The sequence below is a fragment of the Streptomyces sp. NPDC029292 genome (assembly GCF_055569295.1).
Map to the genome: position 1 here is coordinate 89,859 of NZ_JBVHXR010000004.1, position 17,106 is coordinate 106,964.

The following is a 17,106-nucleotide window of genomic DNA, read 5'->3' on the forward strand; positions in this document are numbered from 1 at the left end:
ATGTCAGTGCGTACGGGACTGGTGGCGGCCACCGCGGCTGCGTTGGCGGCGACGTTGGCGGGCCCCGCCGTGGCGGCGCCCACCGGCAGCGACCACAGCGCCACCCGCACAGCGATGGACGCCGCCGTGAAGGACGGCGTGCCCGGCGTGACGGCGACGGCCGCGGACCGCCACGGCACCTGGTCGGCCACATCGGGCGTGGGCAATCTGCGGACGAACACACCCCGCACCACCGCGGACCACTACCGCGTGGGCAGCATCACCAAGACCTTCGTGTCGACGGTGCTGCTCCAGCTGGAGGCGGAGGGCAGGCTCTCCCTGGACGACACGGTGGACAAGTGGCTCCCGGGCGTGGTCCGGGGCAACGGCCACGACGGCCGTCGCATCACTCTGCGCCAGCTCCTCAACCACACCAGCGGTATCTACAACTACACGGCGGACGAGGACTTCGGCCGTACGTACTTCCTCAAGGACGGCTTCTTCGAGCACCGCTACGACACGAAGACGCCCGAGCAGCTCGTCGCCATCGCGATGACCCACGCACCGGACTTCCCCCCGGGCACGTCCTGGAACTACTCGAACACCAACTACGTCCTCGCGGGCATGGTGATCGAGCGGGTCACGGGCCACTCGTACGCGTCGGAGATCCGCTCCCGCATCATCAAACCCCTGGGCCTGCACGCGACATCGCTCCCCGGCACGAACCCGCATGTCCCCCAGCCGAGCAGCCGCGCGTACTCCAAGCTCGCCGAGTCCACGACGGGCAAGACCTACGACGTCACGACCCTGAACCCCTCCCTCGCCTCCTCCGCGGGCGAGATGATCTCCGATTCCTCCGACCTGAACCGCTTCTACACAGCCCTCCTGCGAGGCAAGCTCCTCCCGCATCACCAACTCACCGAAATGAAGACCACGATCAAGGTCGACGCCATCCCTGACGCCGGCTACGGCCTGGGCCTCATCGACCGCAAACTGAGCTGCGGGGTCCATGTCTGGGGCCACGACGGCGGCATCCACGGCTCGACGTCCTCGGCCGTCACCACGGCGGACGGGCGCCACTCCCTGGCCTTCAACTTCAACGGGGACTGGTCGGGGGACAGCGATGCGGTGATCGAGGCGGAGTTCTGCGGCGGGTAGCCCTACCCGAACGCAAGCTTGACCCCCCACCCGCTGGCGGAGCTGACGACCGCGGTCCCACTGCCGAGGACCTTGGCTCCTCGTCACCGTCGACAAGCGGAACTCGAAGTCGCTCTTGGGCTGGAAGAGTTCGCTGTCGGGCTCGCCCTCGCCCAGACCCGGAAACGGGCCGCTTCCTCTCCGCCGACCCCGTCCTCGACATCGCGGACCCGCTGTCGATGAACGGGTACGCGTACAGCAACAACAGTCCGGTGAGCCATTCGGATCCGAGCGGACTCACGACTGTGCCGGCGAACGGTGGGGGAGGCTGCGACCCGGTCACCTGCCCCGACCTGGACTGGGGCACCACGGAGGAAACTCAGGCTCTCGTCGACCTGCTCTATCCCGACGCGGACATCACGGTCACCGTCAAGAAGACCGTCACGACCACCAAGCCGCCGAGCGACTGCGACTGGAAGTGCACGCTCGGCAACTGGTGGGACGAGAACAAGGTTGCGATCGTCAGCTTTACCACCGAAATCGTGGTGGGCGCGACGTGTTACGGCACAGCAGCCACGGTCGGAACCGCGACCGGTGGCGTGGGCTACGGCCTCGCGGCCGGCTGCGGAGCCATCGCGGGCGCGGCGGGTGCCGCGGTCGGCAACGCGATGGACGACAACGCCGACCACAGCGTCGGCGGACAGCTGGGGGACATGGCCGAGGGCGCCGTCTGGGGCGCGGCGGGCGGTGTGGTAGGCGAGGGCCTCGGGCGTGTGATGCAGAAGGGCGCGAACGCTGTTGCCGGTAAACTTCTCGGCAACAAGGCCGCCGCGGGCACGATCAATTGCTTCCTGGCAGGCACGCAGGTTCTGCTTGCCGACGGCACGGCGAAGAACATCGAGGACATCGAACTCGGCGACGAGGTCCTGTCCACGGATCCGGAGACCGGCGAGACCAACTCCGAGCCCGTTACGGCGCTGATCCACACCGAGGCGGAGAAGTACCTCAACGAGCTTTCCATTGAGGGCCCGTCCGGCACGCACAAGATCACGGCCACTGCCGAGCACCCTTTCTGGGTCCCCTCGACCGGAGAGTGGGTCAATGCCGGTGAGCTGAAGTCGGGCATGATCTTGCTTACGGCCGACGGAACCACTGCCAAGATCAAGGCCAACCGGGCTTACACGGACCACGTCCGGACGTACAACTTCACCGTCGCTGAACAGCACACCTACTATGTGCTGGCGGGGGCCATACCGGTCCTCGTTCATAACACATGCAAGGCGGTCCAGGAAAACCAGGGAGGGCGGTTCGGCGATCTGGACCCCGGCCCGCCGGGTGATGACCTTACAGCCCATCACATGCCTCAGAATGCCCTCGGTCATTTGCCGAGAAAGGACGGGGGTGCGGTAGTGATGAAACAGGCGGATCACGAGCTCACCCGCACCTACGGTGGTCGAGGTGGAGGGACCAAGAGGCGTGATGCAGGTCTCCCCTTCCGGACCGTGCTTGCCATGGACATCTGGGACATGCGACGGATAGGTCAGCTTCAGTACAACGATCCCAGCTACTACAACAAGGGGATTCTTGAAATGCTGGCCTACTATCGACGAATCGGCAGGATGTAGGAGTTTATATGTCAATTCGTAGTGAAGTTGAGGATCTGGTCAACGCGGGTCCGTTCCCGTCGGAGGATGCAGTCGAAGAGGAGATCATGGAGACGCAGCGCTTGCTAGAACGAGTAACTAGGCCGGTTTCGGATGAAGAAGCTCAGGCGCTTGCCACGATCTTTGGTCCTGATGATTGCTTTGGGCTTTCCTGGACCTTGCTGCATCTCATTGAAACGGCCCCCGGTGCCCAGGCGGCGCACTACCCGGTAAGCGTGGGCAATATGTGGGTGGAACTTTTGAATTCGCGCGTCGAGTTTGGGCGAAAATTGGCAGAAGAGAAACGCCGTTCGGGTGGCATGTGATCCGCCTTCATAGGGCTCCCTGGGCTCGAATCCAGGTATTCTTTCGTTTGCCCTCCCGTTGAACGGAGTTCGATTCATGGCCTCGAATCTGTCAAGCAAGGTTGTCGAAAGATCGCAGGGTCTGTTGGAGCCTGGTGAGCGGGTACAGCGGGTTTTGTTGGCGCAAGACGGGATCAATCCCTGGGCGCAGGTCGCGTATTCATAGCAGGACTGATCGGCGTTCGGCTCGTTGCTGTAGAGGCCGGGGCGCCGACTGGGCTAGGGGCGTTGGTTGCCGCGGCATTGACCGCGCGGCGGGCGGTGCTCGTGACCGACCGCGGTGTCGTGGTTCTCGAGTACGGGCGGTTCGAGGGCGTGAAGCCGACCCGGGTGCTTGCGCGGCTACCGCAGGGCGCGGGGATCGGGGCCATGTCCGGTACTTGGGCGCGGACGGAGTTGGCCGGGGAGCGGCTGTGGATGCACAAGAAGTGGCACGGGGACGCGACCGCGTTCGCGGGGCGGATCGGGTAGGGCCCCGAAGCGGTCAAGGTGATTGTGCTGGGCGTCCGTTGGGGGCGCTCGGCTGAGTGAGTAGGCAAGAGAGCAAGGGAGGGGCGCGTGGCCCGGAACGTGTGGGCGAGTGCGGCAGCGGCATCGGTGGTGCTGGCGTTGGTCGCGGGGTGCGGTGCGAGTGGGGGAGTGGAGGGGCGGGCCGACGCGGCGAGTTCCTCGGTGACGGAGTCGGAGTCCGCCTCGGCTTCGGCTTCGCCTGAGGATTCGGCGGTGGCGACTGCGGACGCCGACTCGATTGTCTGGCCCTTGACCAAGGCGCAGCTCACCAAAGCTCTGTTGAAGCAAGGAGACTTGAAGGGGTATCAGGTCCAGGCGCTGTCGGGCCAGGACACCGGGGCAGTCCCCATGGACGCCGACGACGACATATGCGCGGCTGTGTCCATGATGACGCTCTTCTCGCTGAGCGTCAGTCCCGAGGCCCGCGTCGGCCGGTCCGTATCCGCCACGTCCGGCGACACCGTGGGCACGGGTACGAGCGTGCTGCTCACCTCTTACCAGGAAGATGACGCCAAGCAGGGCATGGCCGATCTCAAGCCGTCCGTGGAAGGGTGCCCGGACGGATTCGAGGTGAGCGACGACCTCAAGGTCTCCGCGGTGAAACCGCTGGACGCCCCGGACGTCGGAGACGAGGCCGTGGCCTTCCGCCTCAGCGGCGGAATCCTCGGCGAGGACACCCCGACCGCGTACACCGTCGTCCGCTCCGGCTCCACCCTCGCCCTCTTCTTCGCCGTCGACCTGACCGACCCGAAGACCGTCACGGTCCCGGACGAGGTCGTCACGGCGCAGGTCACCAAGCTGGAGAAGACGGCCGCGAGCTGAAGTGCGGGAGGCGCGATACCTCCCCAGCTGCCGCTTCGGGGACGGCGGGCGACCAGAGCCCACCCCGCTCCGTACTCAACACACCCAAGGAACTCCCATGCGCAGATCCGTCCTCATCGCTGCTCTCTCGGGTGCTCTCGCCCTCCCGCTCGCGGCTCTGCCCGCCACAACGGCGCAGGCCGCGGACAGCGACGTCACCTTCTCGGACGTCGTGATCAACGGTGGTAAGTCTGTGTTCGTCGGTACGTCCGCAGAGGTCGAGGTCCCCATCACCTACACCCTCACCCACAAGGTCAAGCTCGACGACCAGTGGGTGTTCCTCTACCGGGGCACGCTCGCCGACGAGGCCAACGTGCTTGCCACGATGTTCGGCCCCGACTGCACCACAGTGAGCAGCACCAAGCAGACGTGCACCGAGCGGGTCCTGATCGAGCCGAAGGACGACCTGACCAACTCGGACGCGGCCACCTGGAAGGCGGGCGGTAACGCCATCAAGGCCAGCGGCGGTTACGACACCGACGGCATCGGCGTCACCGCCAAGCTCAAGCGCTACGCGAAGCTGACCGTGAACGCCGCCCCGGAGCCCGTCGCCGCCGGCGGCACCGTCACCTTGACGGGCAAGCTCACGCGCGCCAACTGGAACACCCACAAGTACGCGGGTTTCAGTGGCCAGACGGTCAAGCTCCAGTTCCGCCCGGAGGGCAGCAGCACCTGGACCACGCTGAAGACCGTAACTTCCAGCAGCACCGGCGGTCTGAAGGCGACGGCCAAGGCCTCGGAAAGCGGTGCCTGGCGGTGGAGTTTCGCGGGCACGTCCACGACGGGGTCCGCCAAGTCCGCGGGTGACTCGGTCGACGTTCAGTAGACCAAGGGATTGGCAGATTTGTGCCACTTGGAGGACCCTGGAGCTGTGGTTCTGGCGGGTGGCGTGGCACAAATCTGCCAATTGATTCCTCCGGACGCGGGGGAGGGTCAGGGGGTCGGGGTGCGGATGTGGGTGACGAAGGCCGTCCAGGCTGTGGGGGGTAGGAGGAGCGCCGGGCCGGTGGGGGTCTTGGAGTCTCGTACGGCGATGGTGGTGGGGAGGGGGGCTGTTTCGAGGCAGTTCTGCCCCGTGCCGTCGCTGTAGGAGGACTTGAACCAGGCCGTTTCGGGGGCGAGTTCGCGGGCGTTGGGGTGGGTGGGCATGACCTACAGCTCTCGTTCTAGTCGGTGCAGGAAGTGTGCGGTGTCCTCGGGAGGCAGCGCCGAGGCCGTCATGGTGTCGAACCGGCGGATGAAGCGGTCGACTTCACGGCGCTTGTCCGACGTGTGGGTCGCTCCCCAGGCGCTGTCGATCTGGACTCTCGGCGGAAGTTCGTCGCCGAGGTCGAGAATCGCGAAGTCGTTGGCCGAGCGGTAGCCCGATCGGAACGGCAGCACCTGGATGGTGATGTGATCCCAGGAGTTCAACTTCACCAGCTTCTCGTACTGTTCGCGCATCACGTCGGAGCCTCCGACCGGGTATCGCAGGGCGGCCTCGCCGAGGATGACGCGGAGCTTGACCGGGTCGTCCCGGGTGAGCACCTCCTGTCGCTTCATCCGCAGTTCCACGCTACTGCGTACGAATTCTGAAGTGGTCTCCTCGACCGGCTTGTGGAGTTCGAGCAGTGCTCTTGCGTAACGCTCCGTCTGGAGGAGGCCGTACACCAGCGTCGGGTGGTACGCCCGCATGCCGCGCGCCTCGGGTTCGAGTCCTACGAAGCCAGGCATCCCAGCTGGCATGAGGCCGCGGAACTGGGTCAGCCAGTCCTGATGGGCGGACTCCCGGTTGAGGTTGATCAGCGACTCGATGACGTCCTCGTCGGTGACGCCGTACTTCTCCAGCAGTTTCCGCAGGTCGCCCACGTTGCGGAAGTTCAGTGCGCCGGTCTCGATCCGCAACAGCGAGGCTTCGGAGATACGCAGCCCTTGCACCGCCTGCTTGCGGGTCAGTCCACCACCACGGTCGCCGAGGCCGCAGTCGTCTCGTAACTGACGTAGTTGAAGTCCGAGTTCGAGGCGCTGGCCCGTCCGCCCACGCTTGGCCGCCATGTGCACCGCCTGTGTGCCGTAGTGCGTGTTGCTTGCCACTGCGTGCCGAGTGTGGCACTCCGTGCGTGGCCCGCGCAGCCGCTTGTGCAGATACGGGCATAGTCCATTTCTGACTTCTCTGAAATTTCAGAGGAGTTTCGATTGCAGGCGAACGTGGAGTCTCGCCACCGTAGTTGGGCAGCCCCAGTGCGAAAGGACCCCCCATGCCCAACCCCGAAGCCCCCGCCCTCCTCGCCCACGACTGGTCCATGGGCTACCCCATGACCCTCCGCAGCGTCCGCCTCGCCCGGCTCCAAGCCCGCCGACGGCTGACCATGTGGCAGTGGGCGGGGGATGTCGATGACGCCGTGCTCGTCGTCTCCGAGCTGGTCGCCAATGCCGTACGGCATGCGCGAGTGATCGGGCACGAACTGTGGTTGCGGCTGGCCGAGTTGGAGGACGGCGGGCTCGTCGTCGAGGTCTCGGACCCGGTGCGGGTGTTTCCCGAGGTCGCCATTGCCCCCGATGGCGAGGGCGGGCGCGGGCTCCTCGTCGTGGCTCAACTCGCTGACGAACTGCGGTGGTTCCTGCGGTCGGACGTCGGGAAGACAGTGCGCGCCCGGCTCAAGGGACGTACATGACGTACATGACGTACATGAGGAGGGGCCCGCGATGTCCATCTCGCGGGCCCCTCCTCTCTCCTCCTGATACCGCCCCGGTCCGTCACTACCGGGGAAGCACCACGACATACGCCGCCGGATCCCGGTCGTTCGACGCCATGAGCGCGGTGCGTACCACCGTCGCCTGCTGGTCCCTCGCTTCGCGGAGCTTCTTGGGCGTGATGTAGACGACCGTGATGCCCAGCCGCTCCAGGTGTTCGCGCTTGCGGGCGTACTCGGACCACAAGGCGTCCTCGTCCTGGCGGGGAGCCCGGGTGTCCAGTTCCACCGCTACCGCCTGCTCCGGCCAGTAGGCGTCGAGGCCGCCGAGGTGGGGGCCGCCCGGCAGGCGCAGGTCCACGTTCCAGACCGGGTCGGGGAGGCCGTGTTCGCGGACCATGCGGTAGAGGCGGTCCTCGGCGATGGCGCGGCCTTCGGCGAGCAGGGAGTCCACCGCGTTCACCACGTGCGGGCGGCTCAGCAGGCGGGCCTGGGTCAACTCGCGGACGACCGCGGACGGTTCGCAGTGGCCGCCGCGTACCGCCTCCGTCAGCAGGCGGCGTACCGCGCCCGCGTCCGAGAGCTCGGCGACCGCGTCGGCGAGGGCGCGCGGGACGGGGGCTACGGGGACGCCGGTGGCGTACGTGGGGGCCGGGAGGGAGGAGGTGCGGACGATGCGGGCGCAGCCGTGCGAGCGCAGGCGGCGCAGGCGGGGGACCAGGACGTCGATCCGGTCGAGGGAGAGGAGGGGCGGGGCTGAAGTGAAGCCGTGCAGGGTCAGCGCCGCCAGGCCCGTGATCAGCGCGTCCGAGTAGGGCTGCGGGGCGCGCGACTCCTCGGCGCCCGGCTGGGCGGGGATGCCGGCTGCCGGGCCGGGCATGGGGGAGCGGGAGGCGTACAGCAGGACGGCGTGCAGGCGTTCCTCGGAGGTGGGCGGGCCCGGGTGGAGGAGATAGACGCCCGGGAGGATCTGCTGCCAGGGGCCGCCCGGCCGGCACTGCTCGTTCGTTTCGGCGCCGGTCACGCCGTGGGCGCGCAGCTGGGCGGTGGTCAGTACCCGCCGCTGCACGTCGGACAGGTGGTGGAGGGGGCGGGGGGAGTGGGGGGTGTGGGAGAGCGGGGTGTTGTGGTTCATGACCGGGGGTTTTCCGCGCCCGGTCCGCGCTCTAACCGTTGTTACACGCCCGTCGACAAATCCGGACAAGATCGCCCTAAAGTACGGGCGTTCGACTGCCGAAAGGCGCTGGTCCGGATGGGGATTAATAGGGGTTACGGCTCTGAATACCTGTATTTGGTAACCACTGAATCTCGTCATCGTCGAGGTCATCGGATGTCGTCACCACTGAGGGCACCGGCCGGAACCAGTGCCCTCAAGGTGTCTCAGGCCGGATGCCTCTCGGGCCAAGCCGAGTCAAGCCGTGGCGCTAAGCCGCCGCCGCCCAGTCGCACGCCTGCCCCCGCAGCGTCCGCGCCAGGTCGTCCCGCGCCTCCAGCACCAGCCGCCGCAGCGCGGGCGGCGCGTCCTCGTGCCGCGCCAGCCACGCGTCCGTCGCGTCCAGGGTCTCCGGAGAGTCCTGGAGGGACGGGAACAGCCCCTTCACCACGTCCATGCCGATCTGGATGGAGCGTTCCGCCCAGACGCGCTCGATGGCGTCGAAGTACTTCGCGGCGTACGGTGCGAGCAGCTCCCGCTGGGACGACTGGTCGAAGCCCTCGATCGTCGCCTCGACAAGGGCGTTGGAGAGGGAGTCGGACTCCACCACGGCCGCCCAGGCCTGCGCCTTGACCGCCGCCGACGGGCGGGCGGCGAGGCAGCGGACCTGGTGGCGCTTGCCGGACGCCGTGTCGTCGCGGGCCAGTTCGGCCGCCAGTACGGACTCGTCCGCGGCTCCGTGCGCGGCCAGCGGCTCCAGGAAGTCCCAGCGCAGCTCCTGGTCGACCTCAAGACCGTCGATCTTCGCGGTGCCCTCCAACAGGCCCCGCAGCAGCTGGAGATCGGCCTCGCTCGACGCGACCGTCGCGAAGAAGCGGGCCCAGGTGAGCTGGTGCTGGCTGCCGGGCTCGGCGAGCCGCAGTTCCCTCAGCGCGCCCTCGGCGAGCAGCCGCCCGCCCTCCTCGCGCCAGGAGGGTGCCGCGTAGTACCTGAGCGCCGAGTTCGCCCAGGCGTGCAGCATCTGGAGCACACCGATGTCGGACTCGCGTCCCGCGAAGCGCAGGACCAGGTCGATGAAGTCCCGCGCGGGCATCAGCGCGTCGCGCGTGAGATTCCACAGCGCCGACCAGCACAGGGCGCGTGCCAACGGGTCGGTGATGTCGCCGAGTCGGTCCCGCAGCGTGGCCAGCGAGTTCTCGTCGAAACGGATCTTGCAATAGGTGAGGTCGTCGTCGTTGACGAGGACGAGTTCGGGGGCGTCGGCGCCCACCAGGTCTCCGACGACCGTGCGCGGGCCGTCGACATCCACCTCGGCGCGTGCGTACCGCTCCATGGCGCCGTCGGGCGAGCGCCGGTACAGGCCCACCGCCACCCGGTGCGGCCGCAGTTCGGGGTGCGACTCGGGGGCCTCCTGGACGATCGCCAGCTCGGTGATCCGGCCCTCCGAGCTCAGAATCACCTGCGGGGTGAGGGAGTTGACCCCGGCCGTCTGGAGCCACGCCCGCGACCAGGTCGCCAGGTCGCGCCCGCTCGTCTCCTCCAGCACGGACAGCAGATCACCGAGGCGCGTGTTGCCGTATGCGTTCCGCTTGAAGTAGCGGCGGGCACCCTCCAGGAAGGCGTCCCTGCCCACGTACGCCACCAACTGCTTCAGTACGGAAGCGCCCTTGGCGTAGGTGATGCCGTCGAAGTTCAGCTTGGCGTCCTCCAGGTCACGGATGTCGGCCGTGATGGGGTGCGTGGAGGGGAGCTGGTCGGCGCGGTACGCCCACGCCTTGCGGTTGTTGGCGAAGGTGATCCAGCCGTTGGTGAAGCGGGTCGCCTCGACCAACGAGAAGGTGCCCATGAAGTCCGCGAAGGACTCCTTCAGCCACAGGTCGTCCCACCACACCATGGTCACCAGGTCGCCGAACCACATGTGCGCCATCTCGTGCAGGATGACGTTGGCCCGCCGCTCGTACGACGCCTGTGTCACCTTGCCGCGGAAGATGAACTCCTCGCGGAAGGTCACCAGGCCCGGGTTCTCCATCGCGCCGAGGTTGTACTCGGGCACGAACGCCTGGTCGTACTTCCCGAACGGGTACGGGTAGTCGAAGTGGTCGTGGAAGAAGTCCAGGCCCTGCTTGGTGACGAGGAAGATGTCGTCGGAGTCGAAGTAGGGGGCCAGGCCCTTGCGGCACATCGCGCCGAGCGGGATCTCCAGCGTCGTACCGTCGTCGAGGGTGCGGGAGTAGCGGTCGGTCACATAGTGGTACGGGCCCGCGGCGAACGCCGTGATGTACGTCGAGATCGGCTTCGTCTCCGCGAACTTCCAGACGCCGTCGGTGAGGTCGCCGACGCCGTTGCTCCATACGACCCAGCCCTCGGGAGCCCGCACCTCCGCCCGGAAGGGCGCCTTGAGGTCCGGCTGCTCGAAGTTCGCGAAGACGCGCCGGGAGTCGGCGGGCTCGTACTGGGTGTAGAGGTAGACCTCGCCGTCCTCGGGGTCGACGAAGCGGTGCATGCCCTCGCCGGTGCGGGAGTAGGCGCACTGGGCGTCGACGACGAGTTCGTTGTCGGCGGCGAGGTCTTCGAGGAGGATCCGCGAGCCGTCGAAGACGGCGGAGGGGTCGAGGTCCTTGCCGTTCAGGGACACGGCGGTGACGCTCGGCGCGATCAGGTCGGCGAAGGTGGCGGCGCCCGGTTCGGCGCAGCGGAAGCGGACGGTGGTCACCGAGCGGAAGGTGCGCGGCCCGGTCTCTGCGTCGTCCACGGCCGACCGCAGGTCGAGGGACACCTCGTACCCGTCGACGGACAGCAGTGCGGCCCGCTCCTGGGCCTCGTCGCGGGACAGATTCTCACCGGGCACGGTCGGCACTCCCTCGTGGTGGCGTGGCATGGGGCGAACAGGACCGATCCTCCCATGTGCCCCTGACGCCGGGCACCCGGGAATGGGGCGGGTGGCCGACGGCGTTGGCTCGGGAAAGACCGCATTCCGAGGAGAGCCATGCCCGAGCAGACCGCTCAGACCAGTTCCGGCAAGACCCCCGTCGACTTCTGGTTCGACCCGCTGTGCCCCTGGGCCTGGATGACCTCGCGGTGGGTCCTCGAAGTGGAGAAGGTCCGGGACATCGAGGTCCGCTGGCACATCATGAGCCTCGCCGTGCTCAACGAGCCGAAGCTGGACGAGCTGCCCGAGGAGTACCGGGAGCTGCTGTCCACCAAGGCCTGGGCCCCGGTCCGCGTGGTCACCGCCGCCTGGCAGAAGCACGGCGACGACGTCCTCGGCCCGCTCTACACCGCGCTCGGCACCCGCTTCCACAACCAGGGCGAGGGCCCGACCCGCGAGGCGATAGCCGCCGCGCTCGACGAGGTCGGCCTCCCCGCCGACCTGATCGACTACGCCGACCAGGAGGACTTCGAGTTCGACGCCGAGCTGCGCGCCTCCCACAAGGAGGGCATAGACAAGGTCGGCCAGGACGTCGGCACCCCCGTCATCGCCGTCCCCGGCACCGACGGCGAGCAGCTCGCCTTCTTCGGCCCGGTCGTCACCCCGGCCCCCAAGGGCGAGGAGGCCGCCAAGCTCTGGGACGGCACGCTCCTCGTCGCCTCGGTACCGGGCTTCTACGAGATCAAGCGCTCGCGCACGGCGGGCCCGGACTTCAGCAACCTGTGAGGCTCAGTTCACATCGAACGGGATCCGTATGTGCCGGTCACCCGTACCGGCACACTGGGTCCACGTGTTGCGGACGTGGCGACAGCTCGCTCGTGCGCACATGACGTAACCGTCGACGTTCTTTGTCACCAGGCGACTCTTGAGCCACTCCTGCTGGCGTCGGGTCAGCGCGTCGTGTTGTTGGTCGTCCAGATCGCACGTGTGGCAGTTCAGGTTCGCCATCCGGCAACGGTCCCCCGGAGCCTCGCGTACCGGAAGGCCCCCGCGAGCCACTTTCTCGCGGGGGCCCACAACCATCAGCCCCTCGCGATCGTCGCCAGGTCCGGGAAGTCCGTGACCACCGCGTCCACCCCGAGCCCGTAATACAGCGCGTACTCCGCGAACGCGTCCCCGAAGTCGTTCGCGCCCGTTCCCTGGCGGAAGTCGGCCGGCAGGAACTGGTTCTCCGCCCGGAAGGTGTACGGGCCGACCTTCAGGCCCGCCGCGTGGGCGTCGGAGAGCAGCGCGGTCGGGGTGCCCAGACCGCCGTCCGGGCCCACGGGGACGATCGACGTCTTGTCGGGGCCGATCCAGTCCGCGTACGCGGCGATCTTCGCGAGGCCCGCCGGCGTCATCATGTCCTTGTACGTCGTCGGGTCACCGGCCAGGACCAGGTCGTACGGCCCGCCCGTGGTGCCCAGGGCCTGCCACAGCGGCACCCCCAGCCGCTCCGCCGCGATGCGCCGCAGGCTCGTCGGCTCGAACGACTGGACGACGCATTCGCGTGGGCCGAGCCGGTTGCGGCGGATGAGCTCCGCCAGCTTCGGCTCCAGTTCCAGGCCGATCGAGCGGAAGTACGTGGGGTGCTTGGTCTCCGGGAAGACCGCGACCGTACGGCCGTACGTCCGTGACAGACGGCGGGCCAGGTCCACCACCTCCTGGAAGGTGAGCACCTCGTGGCGGCCGTCGAAGACGGTGTTGCGGTTGCGGACCAGCGGGAGGCGCTCCACGGCCCGTAACGTCTTCAGCTCCGCCAGCGTGAAGTCCTCCGTGAACCAGCCCGTCACGCTCCGGCCGTCCACCGTCTTCGTCGTGCGGCGGTCGGCGAACTCCGGGTGCGAGGCGATGTCCGTCGTCTGCGAGATCTCGTTCTCGTGGCGGACCACCAGCACCTGGTCCTTGGTCGGCACCAGATCCGGTTCGATCCAGTCGGCGCCCGTCTGGACGCCGTACGTGTACGCCGCCGCCGTGTGCTCGGGGCGCCAGCCGGCCGCGCCGCGATGGCCGATGACCAGCGGGCCGTGCGGACGGGACGCCTCGGCAGCCGGGGCAGGGACGGCGGCGGCCGCGCCGGCCGGGACGGCAGCGGCCGCCGGGGTGGCGGCGGCCGCGAGCAGCAGGGATCGACGTCTCAGGTGCATGTAACTCCCTTTCCTGGTCGGGTCGTTGGCATATGTGTTCATGGGTAGGTCGTTGGCATACGTGTTCACGGGCAGGTCGTGACCTACGTGCTCAGCGCCGCGCCCGGCCCCGCGCCTCCGCCAGTCGCGCCAGGTACTCCTCGTACCCCTTGGTGTAGTGCGCGGCCCGCCCGGCGTCCGGCTGCACGACCACCGTCGGCTCGGTCCAGGCCGCCGCGTCCAGCGCGAGCCCGTGCCGTTCGGCCGCCGCTAGCACCGCGCCCCGCGCACCCACCTCGCCCTCGACGACCCGCAGGGGCCGCCCCAGCACATCGGCGAGCAGCCGCATCCAGGCGGGGCTGCGGGTGCCGCCGCCGCAGACCGCCAGGGACCCCGTCAGGCCTGCGGCCGCCAGGCAGTGACGGGCCGCATAGCCGATGCCCTCGCAGGTGGCGCGGATGAGGTCGCCGCGGGTCGACTCCAAGGAGACGCCGGTCAGCTCGGCGCGCAGGCGGGGCTCGACGAACGGGGCGCGCTCCCCGGAGGGGGCGAAGTGCGGCAGCACGCGGACGCCGTTCGCGCCGGGCGGGGTCGCGGCCAGCAGCTCGTCCACCTCGTCGTGGTGGACGCCGGTCGTGGACAGGACCCAGTCCAGGGCCGCCGTGCCGACCATCGCGGGCATGGCGCGCAGCCAGTACCCGGCCCGGTCGGTCGAGATGTGGAGACCCGCCGGTTCGCCGGTCAGGTCGAGGTCCGTCGTCCCGACCAGGCTGGCCAGGCAGGTGCCGACGATCAGCAGGCCGTCGCCGGGGGCCGTGACGCCCGCGCCGAGCGCGCAGGCGGGGAGATCGTAGGGGCCGTTGGCGAGAGGGGTGCCGGGCGGCAGTCCCTCGCCGTGGGTCCGCCCGGTGGCCACGGGGTCGCTCACCGGCGCCAGGAGTCCGCGTCGGTGGGTCAGGCCGAGCAGCTCGACGACCCGGTTGTCATAGGTGCGGGTGCGCGGGTCGAGGAACGGCATCGACGCGTCCGACACGTCCGTCGCCCGCACCCCCGTCAGCCGCTGGAAGACCATGTCCTTGCAGTACAGGGCGGTGGTCGCGGCGTCGAGGGCGGCGGGCTCGTAGCGGTCGAGCCAGGCGAGCAGCGGTCCCGGGCAGCCGGGGAACATCGCGCTGCCGGTGCGCCGGAAGACCGTCTCGAAGGTGCCGTCCGCCAGCCAATGGTCGACCAGCTCGTGGGCCCGGCCGTCCATCCAGGACGCGGCGGCCCGCACCGGCCGGCCCTCGCCGTCGACGAGCCACACCCCGTCGCCCTGCCCGGTGAGCCCGGCCAGCTCGACGGGGCCCGGCACGGCGGCGGTCAGCGCGGAGAGGACGGCGACCACCGCCGCGTACACCTCGTCCATGTCCTGCTCGACGAAGCCGCCACGGATGGCGAGGTCCACCGGTCGTGCCTGCACGGCCAGTTCATGGCCCGTGTCGTCGAAGGCCGCGGCCTTCACCATGGACGTGCCCACATCGATACCGACGTACATGCCGGACTCCCTCGGATCGGCTCATCTCATCTCGGCGGCTCAGTCGAGGCAGTTGGTGCGAATCCTCGGTCGAGGCGGCTGGTACGGATCCTCAGTCGAGGCAGTGTGCCAGCGGTTCCCCGCGTGTCCAGCGGCCCACCTCCGCCGCCGCGATCCGGGCGGCCTTCTCGGCCACGGCGCGGCTGGCGCCGCCCAAGTGCGGTGTCATGACCAGGCGTTCGGTCCCGGCGAGATCGAAGAGACGGGAGTCCGGCGGCACCGGCTCCCGTTCGTAGGTGTCGAGCGCCGCCGCCGACAGCTGCCCGCTCTTCAGCGCGTCGCACAGGGCGTCCTCGTCGACGAGTGGGCCGCGGGCCACGTTCACCAACACGGCGCCGGGCGGCAGCAGCGCCAGTTCGCGGGCGCCGATCAGGCCGCGGGTCTCGGGCGTGAGCCGTGCGTGCAGGCTGATCACCCGGGACGGGCGCAGGAGTTCGTCCAGCGAGCCGACGCGCAGCCCGTGCACCTCGCCGCGCACGTAGGGGTCGTACACCAGCACACGGGCCCCGAACGCGCCGAGTACCCGCGCGACCCGGCTGCCGACGGCCCCGTACCCGATGAGCCCGACCGGCAGGTCCTCGAGTTCGAGGCCGCTGTGCTCGTACGTGTAGTACGTGGCGCCCGCTCCCCAACTTCCTTGCCGAGCAAGAAGGTCGTGGGACTGCGGGATGCGGCGCAGTGCCGCCAGCAGCAGCCCGACGGTGAACTCGGCGGTGGCCGCCGCGTTGCGGCCCGGCGCGAAGCAGACGCGTACGCCGTGCGCGTGGGCCGCCTCCTGGTTCACGTTCACGGGTCCGCCGCGGCAGACGACCACCAGGCGCAGCCGGGGCGAGGCGGCCAGTACCCGCTCGGTCACCGGTCCCATCTGGGTGACCAGGACGTCCGCGTCGGTGAGCGCCTCGATCAGCTCGTCCTCGGCGTCGCTGGCCTCCTCGACCTCGCCGACAGGCCCGAAGGGTTCCAGTGGCCAGCCGAGTGTCAATTCCCGTACGGAGAAAGGGTGTTCACCCAGCTCGTCGCGGACCGCCTGGGCGATCAGCGAGGGCAGGACGAAGTGGTCGCCGGCGGCCACCACACTCACGGGCACGGTCATCGCAGGGAGTCTCCCGTCTCGGCGTCGAAGACATGGGTGAGGCCGGGATCGGCGGCCACCCGGACCCGCTCGTCGTGGACGAGCCGCACCTCGGGGTCGGTGAGGACGACGAGCGGTCGTACGACTCCTTCGAGGGCCAGGGTCGCGATGCCGGACTCGAGCAGGGGCTCGTGGGCCACGACCCGGGCCGGCAGGCCGCCGTCGGAGGTGAGCCGAAGGTCCTCCGGGCGGATGCCGACCACCACCTCGCGGCCCGCCGGCACCGGCACCGGCAGCGCGATCCGCACCGGGTCCGAGAGACGGGCGTGGCCGTCGCCGGTCGCGAGTCCGGGCAGCAGGTTGATCGCGGGCTCGCCGACGAAGTCCGCGACGAAGACGTTCGCCGGGCTGTCGTAGATCTCGTAGGGCGTGCCGAGCTGCTGGATGACGCCGTCCCGCATCACGGCGATCCGGTCGGCGAGGGACAGGGCCTCCTCCTGGTCGTGCGTGACCAGGATCGTCGTATGCCCCAAGTCCCGTTGGATGCGCTTGAGTTCACGCCGGGTGGTGTCGCGCTGGGCCGCGTCCAGGTGGGACAGCGGCTCGTCGAGGAGCAGGACGTCCGGTTCGCGGATGAGCGCGCGGGCCAGGGACACCCGCTGTTTCTGGCCGCTGGAGAGACCCGCGGGGCGGGCGTCGAGGATGTCGGCGAGGGCGACCCGCCCGGCGATCTCGGCGACCTTGCGGGCGATGTCCTTACGGCCCCTTCGCCCCCTCGCCCGCAGCCCGAACGCCAGGTTCTCGGCCACCGTCAGCGGCGGATACAGCGCGTAGTTCTCGAACGCGACCCCGATGTTGCGCTGCTGCGCCGGCCGCCCGACCACCGACGCGCCGCCCACCAGGATGTCCCCGCCGGTCACGGTCTCCAGGCCCGCGATCATCCGCAGCGTCGTCGACTTGCCGCACCCGGAGGGGCCGAGCAGCCCGAGCAACTCCCCGGACCGCAGCTCCAGGTCGATGCCGCGCACCGCGTCCACCGCCGGACGCCCGCGCGATGCGTAGGTCTTGCGCAGCTCACGCAGCTCCAGTTCGGCCATGAGGCCGCCT

Annotated in this window: 17 protein-coding genes; 8 read left to right on the forward strand and 9 right to left on the reverse strand. The window is 69.1% G+C overall.

Annotated elements, in window-relative coordinates:
- From ACZ4WS_RS11545 to ACZ4WS_RS11570, 6 genes are all read left to right on the forward strand, one after another.
- On the forward strand, positions 1-1,137 hold the full coding sequence (locus tag ACZ4WS_RS11545) for a serine hydrolase domain-containing protein (protein ID WP_467979428.1): 1,137 nt from the start codon (positions 1-3) through the stop codon (positions 1,135-1,137).
- Positions 1,125-2,741, forward strand: coding sequence for a polymorphic toxin-type HINT domain-containing protein (locus ACZ4WS_RS11550; protein WP_467979964.1), 1,617 nt, complete (start codon positions 1,125-1,127; stop codon positions 2,739-2,741). The genes ACZ4WS_RS11545 and ACZ4WS_RS11550 overlap by 13 nt, the downstream gene beginning before the upstream one ends.
- Before the next feature lie 8 nt (positions 2,742-2,749).
- On the forward strand, positions 2,750-3,085 hold the full coding sequence (locus ACZ4WS_RS11555) for a hypothetical protein (RefSeq protein WP_467979430.1): 336 nt from the start codon (positions 2,750-2,752) through the stop codon (positions 3,083-3,085).
- 306 nt (positions 3,086-3,391) lie between these two features.
- Positions 3,392-3,595: a hypothetical protein gene (locus ACZ4WS_RS11560; protein WP_467979431.1), complete on the forward strand. Its 204-nt coding sequence runs from the start codon at positions 3,392-3,394 to the stop codon at positions 3,593-3,595.
- 87 nt (positions 3,596-3,682) lie between these two features.
- A complete protein-coding gene (locus ACZ4WS_RS11565) occupies positions 3,683-4,456 on the forward strand; it encodes a hypothetical protein (RefSeq protein ID WP_467979433.1) in 774 nt (257 codons plus the stop codon).
- A gap of 97 nt (positions 4,457-4,553) precedes the next feature.
- The gene (locus tag ACZ4WS_RS11570; protein WP_467979434.1) at positions 4,554-5,321 is read left to right on the forward strand and encodes a hypothetical protein; all 768 of its coding nucleotides are present in this window, start codon (positions 4,554-4,556) and stop codon (positions 5,319-5,321) included.
- Positions 5,322-5,428: 107 nt separating this feature from the next.
- Here ACZ4WS_RS11570 and ACZ4WS_RS11575 read toward each other — a convergent pair whose 3' ends face one another.
- Both ACZ4WS_RS11575 and ACZ4WS_RS11580 read right to left on the reverse strand, forming a co-directional pair.
- The gene (locus tag ACZ4WS_RS11575; RefSeq protein WP_467979435.1) at positions 5,429-5,644 is read right to left on the reverse strand and encodes a DUF397 domain-containing protein; all 216 of its coding nucleotides are present in this window, start codon (positions 5,642-5,644) and stop codon (positions 5,429-5,431) included.
- A gap of 3 nt (positions 5,645-5,647) precedes the next feature.
- Positions 5,648-6,529: a helix-turn-helix domain-containing protein gene (locus tag ACZ4WS_RS11580; RefSeq protein ID WP_467979965.1), complete on the reverse strand. Its 882-nt coding sequence runs from the start codon at positions 6,527-6,529 to the stop codon at positions 5,648-5,650.
- A gap of 203 nt (positions 6,530-6,732) precedes the next feature.
- On the opposite strand from ACZ4WS_RS11580, the gene ACZ4WS_RS11585 reads away from it, so the two are divergent.
- A complete protein-coding gene (locus ACZ4WS_RS11585) occupies positions 6,733-7,149 on the forward strand; it encodes an ATP-binding protein (protein WP_467979437.1) in 417 nt (138 codons plus the stop codon).
- A gap of 85 nt (positions 7,150-7,234) precedes the next feature.
- Here the strand turns inward: ACZ4WS_RS11585 and ACZ4WS_RS11590 are convergent, their stop codons facing one another.
- Together ACZ4WS_RS11590 and pepN are read right to left on the reverse strand one after the other, a co-directional pair.
- Positions 7,235-8,302: a hypothetical protein gene (locus tag ACZ4WS_RS11590; protein ID WP_467979438.1), complete on the reverse strand. Its 1,068-nt coding sequence runs from the start codon at positions 8,300-8,302 to the stop codon at positions 7,235-7,237.
- Positions 8,303-8,591: 289 nt separating this feature from the next.
- Positions 8,592-11,168 carry an aminopeptidase N gene (gene pepN / locus ACZ4WS_RS11595; RefSeq protein ID WP_467979440.1) on the reverse strand — a complete coding sequence of 859 codons (2,577 nt, stop codon included), beginning with the start codon at positions 11,166-11,168 and terminating at the stop codon, positions 8,592-8,594.
- A 138-nt stretch (positions 11,169-11,306) separates the two neighbouring features.
- Between pepN and ACZ4WS_RS11600 the strand changes: the two genes are divergently transcribed.
- Positions 11,307-11,975 (forward strand): mycothiol-dependent nitroreductase Rv2466c family protein, encoded by a 669-nt coding sequence (locus ACZ4WS_RS11600; RefSeq protein ID WP_467979442.1) that lies wholly within the window; start codon positions 11,307-11,309, stop codon positions 11,973-11,975.
- Between the two features lie 3 nt (positions 11,976-11,978).
- Here ACZ4WS_RS11600 and ACZ4WS_RS11605 read toward each other — a convergent pair whose 3' ends face one another.
- The 5 genes from ACZ4WS_RS11605 to ACZ4WS_RS11625 all read right to left on the reverse strand — a co-directional run bounded on the left by ACZ4WS_RS11605 (position 11,979) and on the right by ACZ4WS_RS11625 (position 17,096).
- Positions 11,979-12,197 (reverse strand): hypothetical protein, encoded by a 219-nt coding sequence (locus tag ACZ4WS_RS11605; protein ID WP_467979444.1) that lies wholly within the window; start codon positions 12,195-12,197, stop codon positions 11,979-11,981.
- 74 nt (positions 12,198-12,271) lie between these two features.
- Complete coding sequence (locus ACZ4WS_RS11610; protein ID WP_467979446.1) at positions 12,272-13,375, reverse strand: glycerophosphodiester phosphodiesterase; 1,104 nt, start codon at positions 13,373-13,375, stop codon at positions 12,272-12,274.
- A 91-nt stretch (positions 13,376-13,466) separates the two neighbouring features.
- Complete coding sequence (locus ACZ4WS_RS11615) at positions 13,467-14,888, reverse strand: FGGY family carbohydrate kinase (RefSeq protein WP_467979449.1); 1,422 nt, start codon at positions 14,886-14,888, stop codon at positions 13,467-13,469.
- A gap of 91 nt (positions 14,889-14,979) precedes the next feature.
- Positions 14,980-16,020 (reverse strand): 2-hydroxyacid dehydrogenase, encoded by a 1,041-nt coding sequence (locus ACZ4WS_RS11620; RefSeq protein ID WP_467979450.1) that lies wholly within the window; start codon positions 16,018-16,020, stop codon positions 14,980-14,982.
- Positions 16,017-17,096 (reverse strand): ABC transporter ATP-binding protein, encoded by a 1,080-nt coding sequence (locus ACZ4WS_RS11625; protein ID WP_467979452.1) that lies wholly within the window; start codon positions 17,094-17,096, stop codon positions 16,017-16,019. The genes ACZ4WS_RS11620 and ACZ4WS_RS11625 overlap by 4 nt, the downstream gene beginning before the upstream one ends.
- Positions 17,097-17,106: the final 10 nt, after the last annotated feature.

Coding starts and splice junctions, on each gene's coding strand:
- ACZ4WS_RS11545 (WP_467979428.1), top strand. CDS start 1: ATGTCAGTGCGTACGGGACTGGTGGCGGCCACCGCGGCTGCGTTGGCG.
- ACZ4WS_RS11555 (WP_467979430.1), top strand. CDS start 2,750: ATGTCAATTCGTAGTGAAGTTGAGGATCTGGTCAACGCGGGTCCGTTC.
- ACZ4WS_RS11570 (WP_467979434.1), top strand. CDS start 4,554: ATGCGCAGATCCGTCCTCATCGCTGCTCTCTCGGGTGCTCTCGCCCTC.
- ACZ4WS_RS11575 (WP_467979435.1), bottom strand. CDS start 5,644: ATGCCCACCCACCCCAACGCCCGCGAACTCGCCCCCGAAACGGCCTGG.
- ACZ4WS_RS11580 (WP_467979965.1), bottom strand. CDS start 6,529: ATGGCGGCCAAGCGTGGGCGGACGGGCCAGCGCCTCGAACTCGGACTT.
- ACZ4WS_RS11585 (WP_467979437.1), top strand. CDS start 6,733: ATGCCCAACCCCGAAGCCCCCGCCCTCCTCGCCCACGACTGGTCCATG.
- ACZ4WS_RS11590 (WP_467979438.1), bottom strand. CDS start 8,302: ATGAACCACAACACCCCGCTCTCCCACACCCCCCACTCCCCCCGCCCC.
- ACZ4WS_RS11600 (WP_467979442.1), top strand. CDS start 11,307: ATGCCCGAGCAGACCGCTCAGACCAGTTCCGGCAAGACCCCCGTCGAC.
- ACZ4WS_RS11605 (WP_467979444.1), bottom strand. CDS start 12,197: ATGGCGAACCTGAACTGCCACACGTGCGATCTGGACGACCAACAACAC.
- ACZ4WS_RS11610 (WP_467979446.1), bottom strand. CDS start 13,375: ATGCACCTGAGACGTCGATCCCTGCTGCTCGCGGCCGCCGCCACCCCG.
- ACZ4WS_RS11615 (WP_467979449.1), bottom strand. CDS start 14,888: ATGTACGTCGGTATCGATGTGGGCACGTCCATGGTGAAGGCCGCGGCC.
- ACZ4WS_RS11620 (WP_467979450.1), bottom strand. CDS start 16,020: ATGACCGTGCCCGTGAGTGTGGTGGCCGCCGGCGACCACTTCGTCCTG.
- ACZ4WS_RS11625 (WP_467979452.1), bottom strand. CDS start 17,096: ATGGCCGAACTGGAGCTGCGTGAGCTGCGCAAGACCTACGCATCGCGC.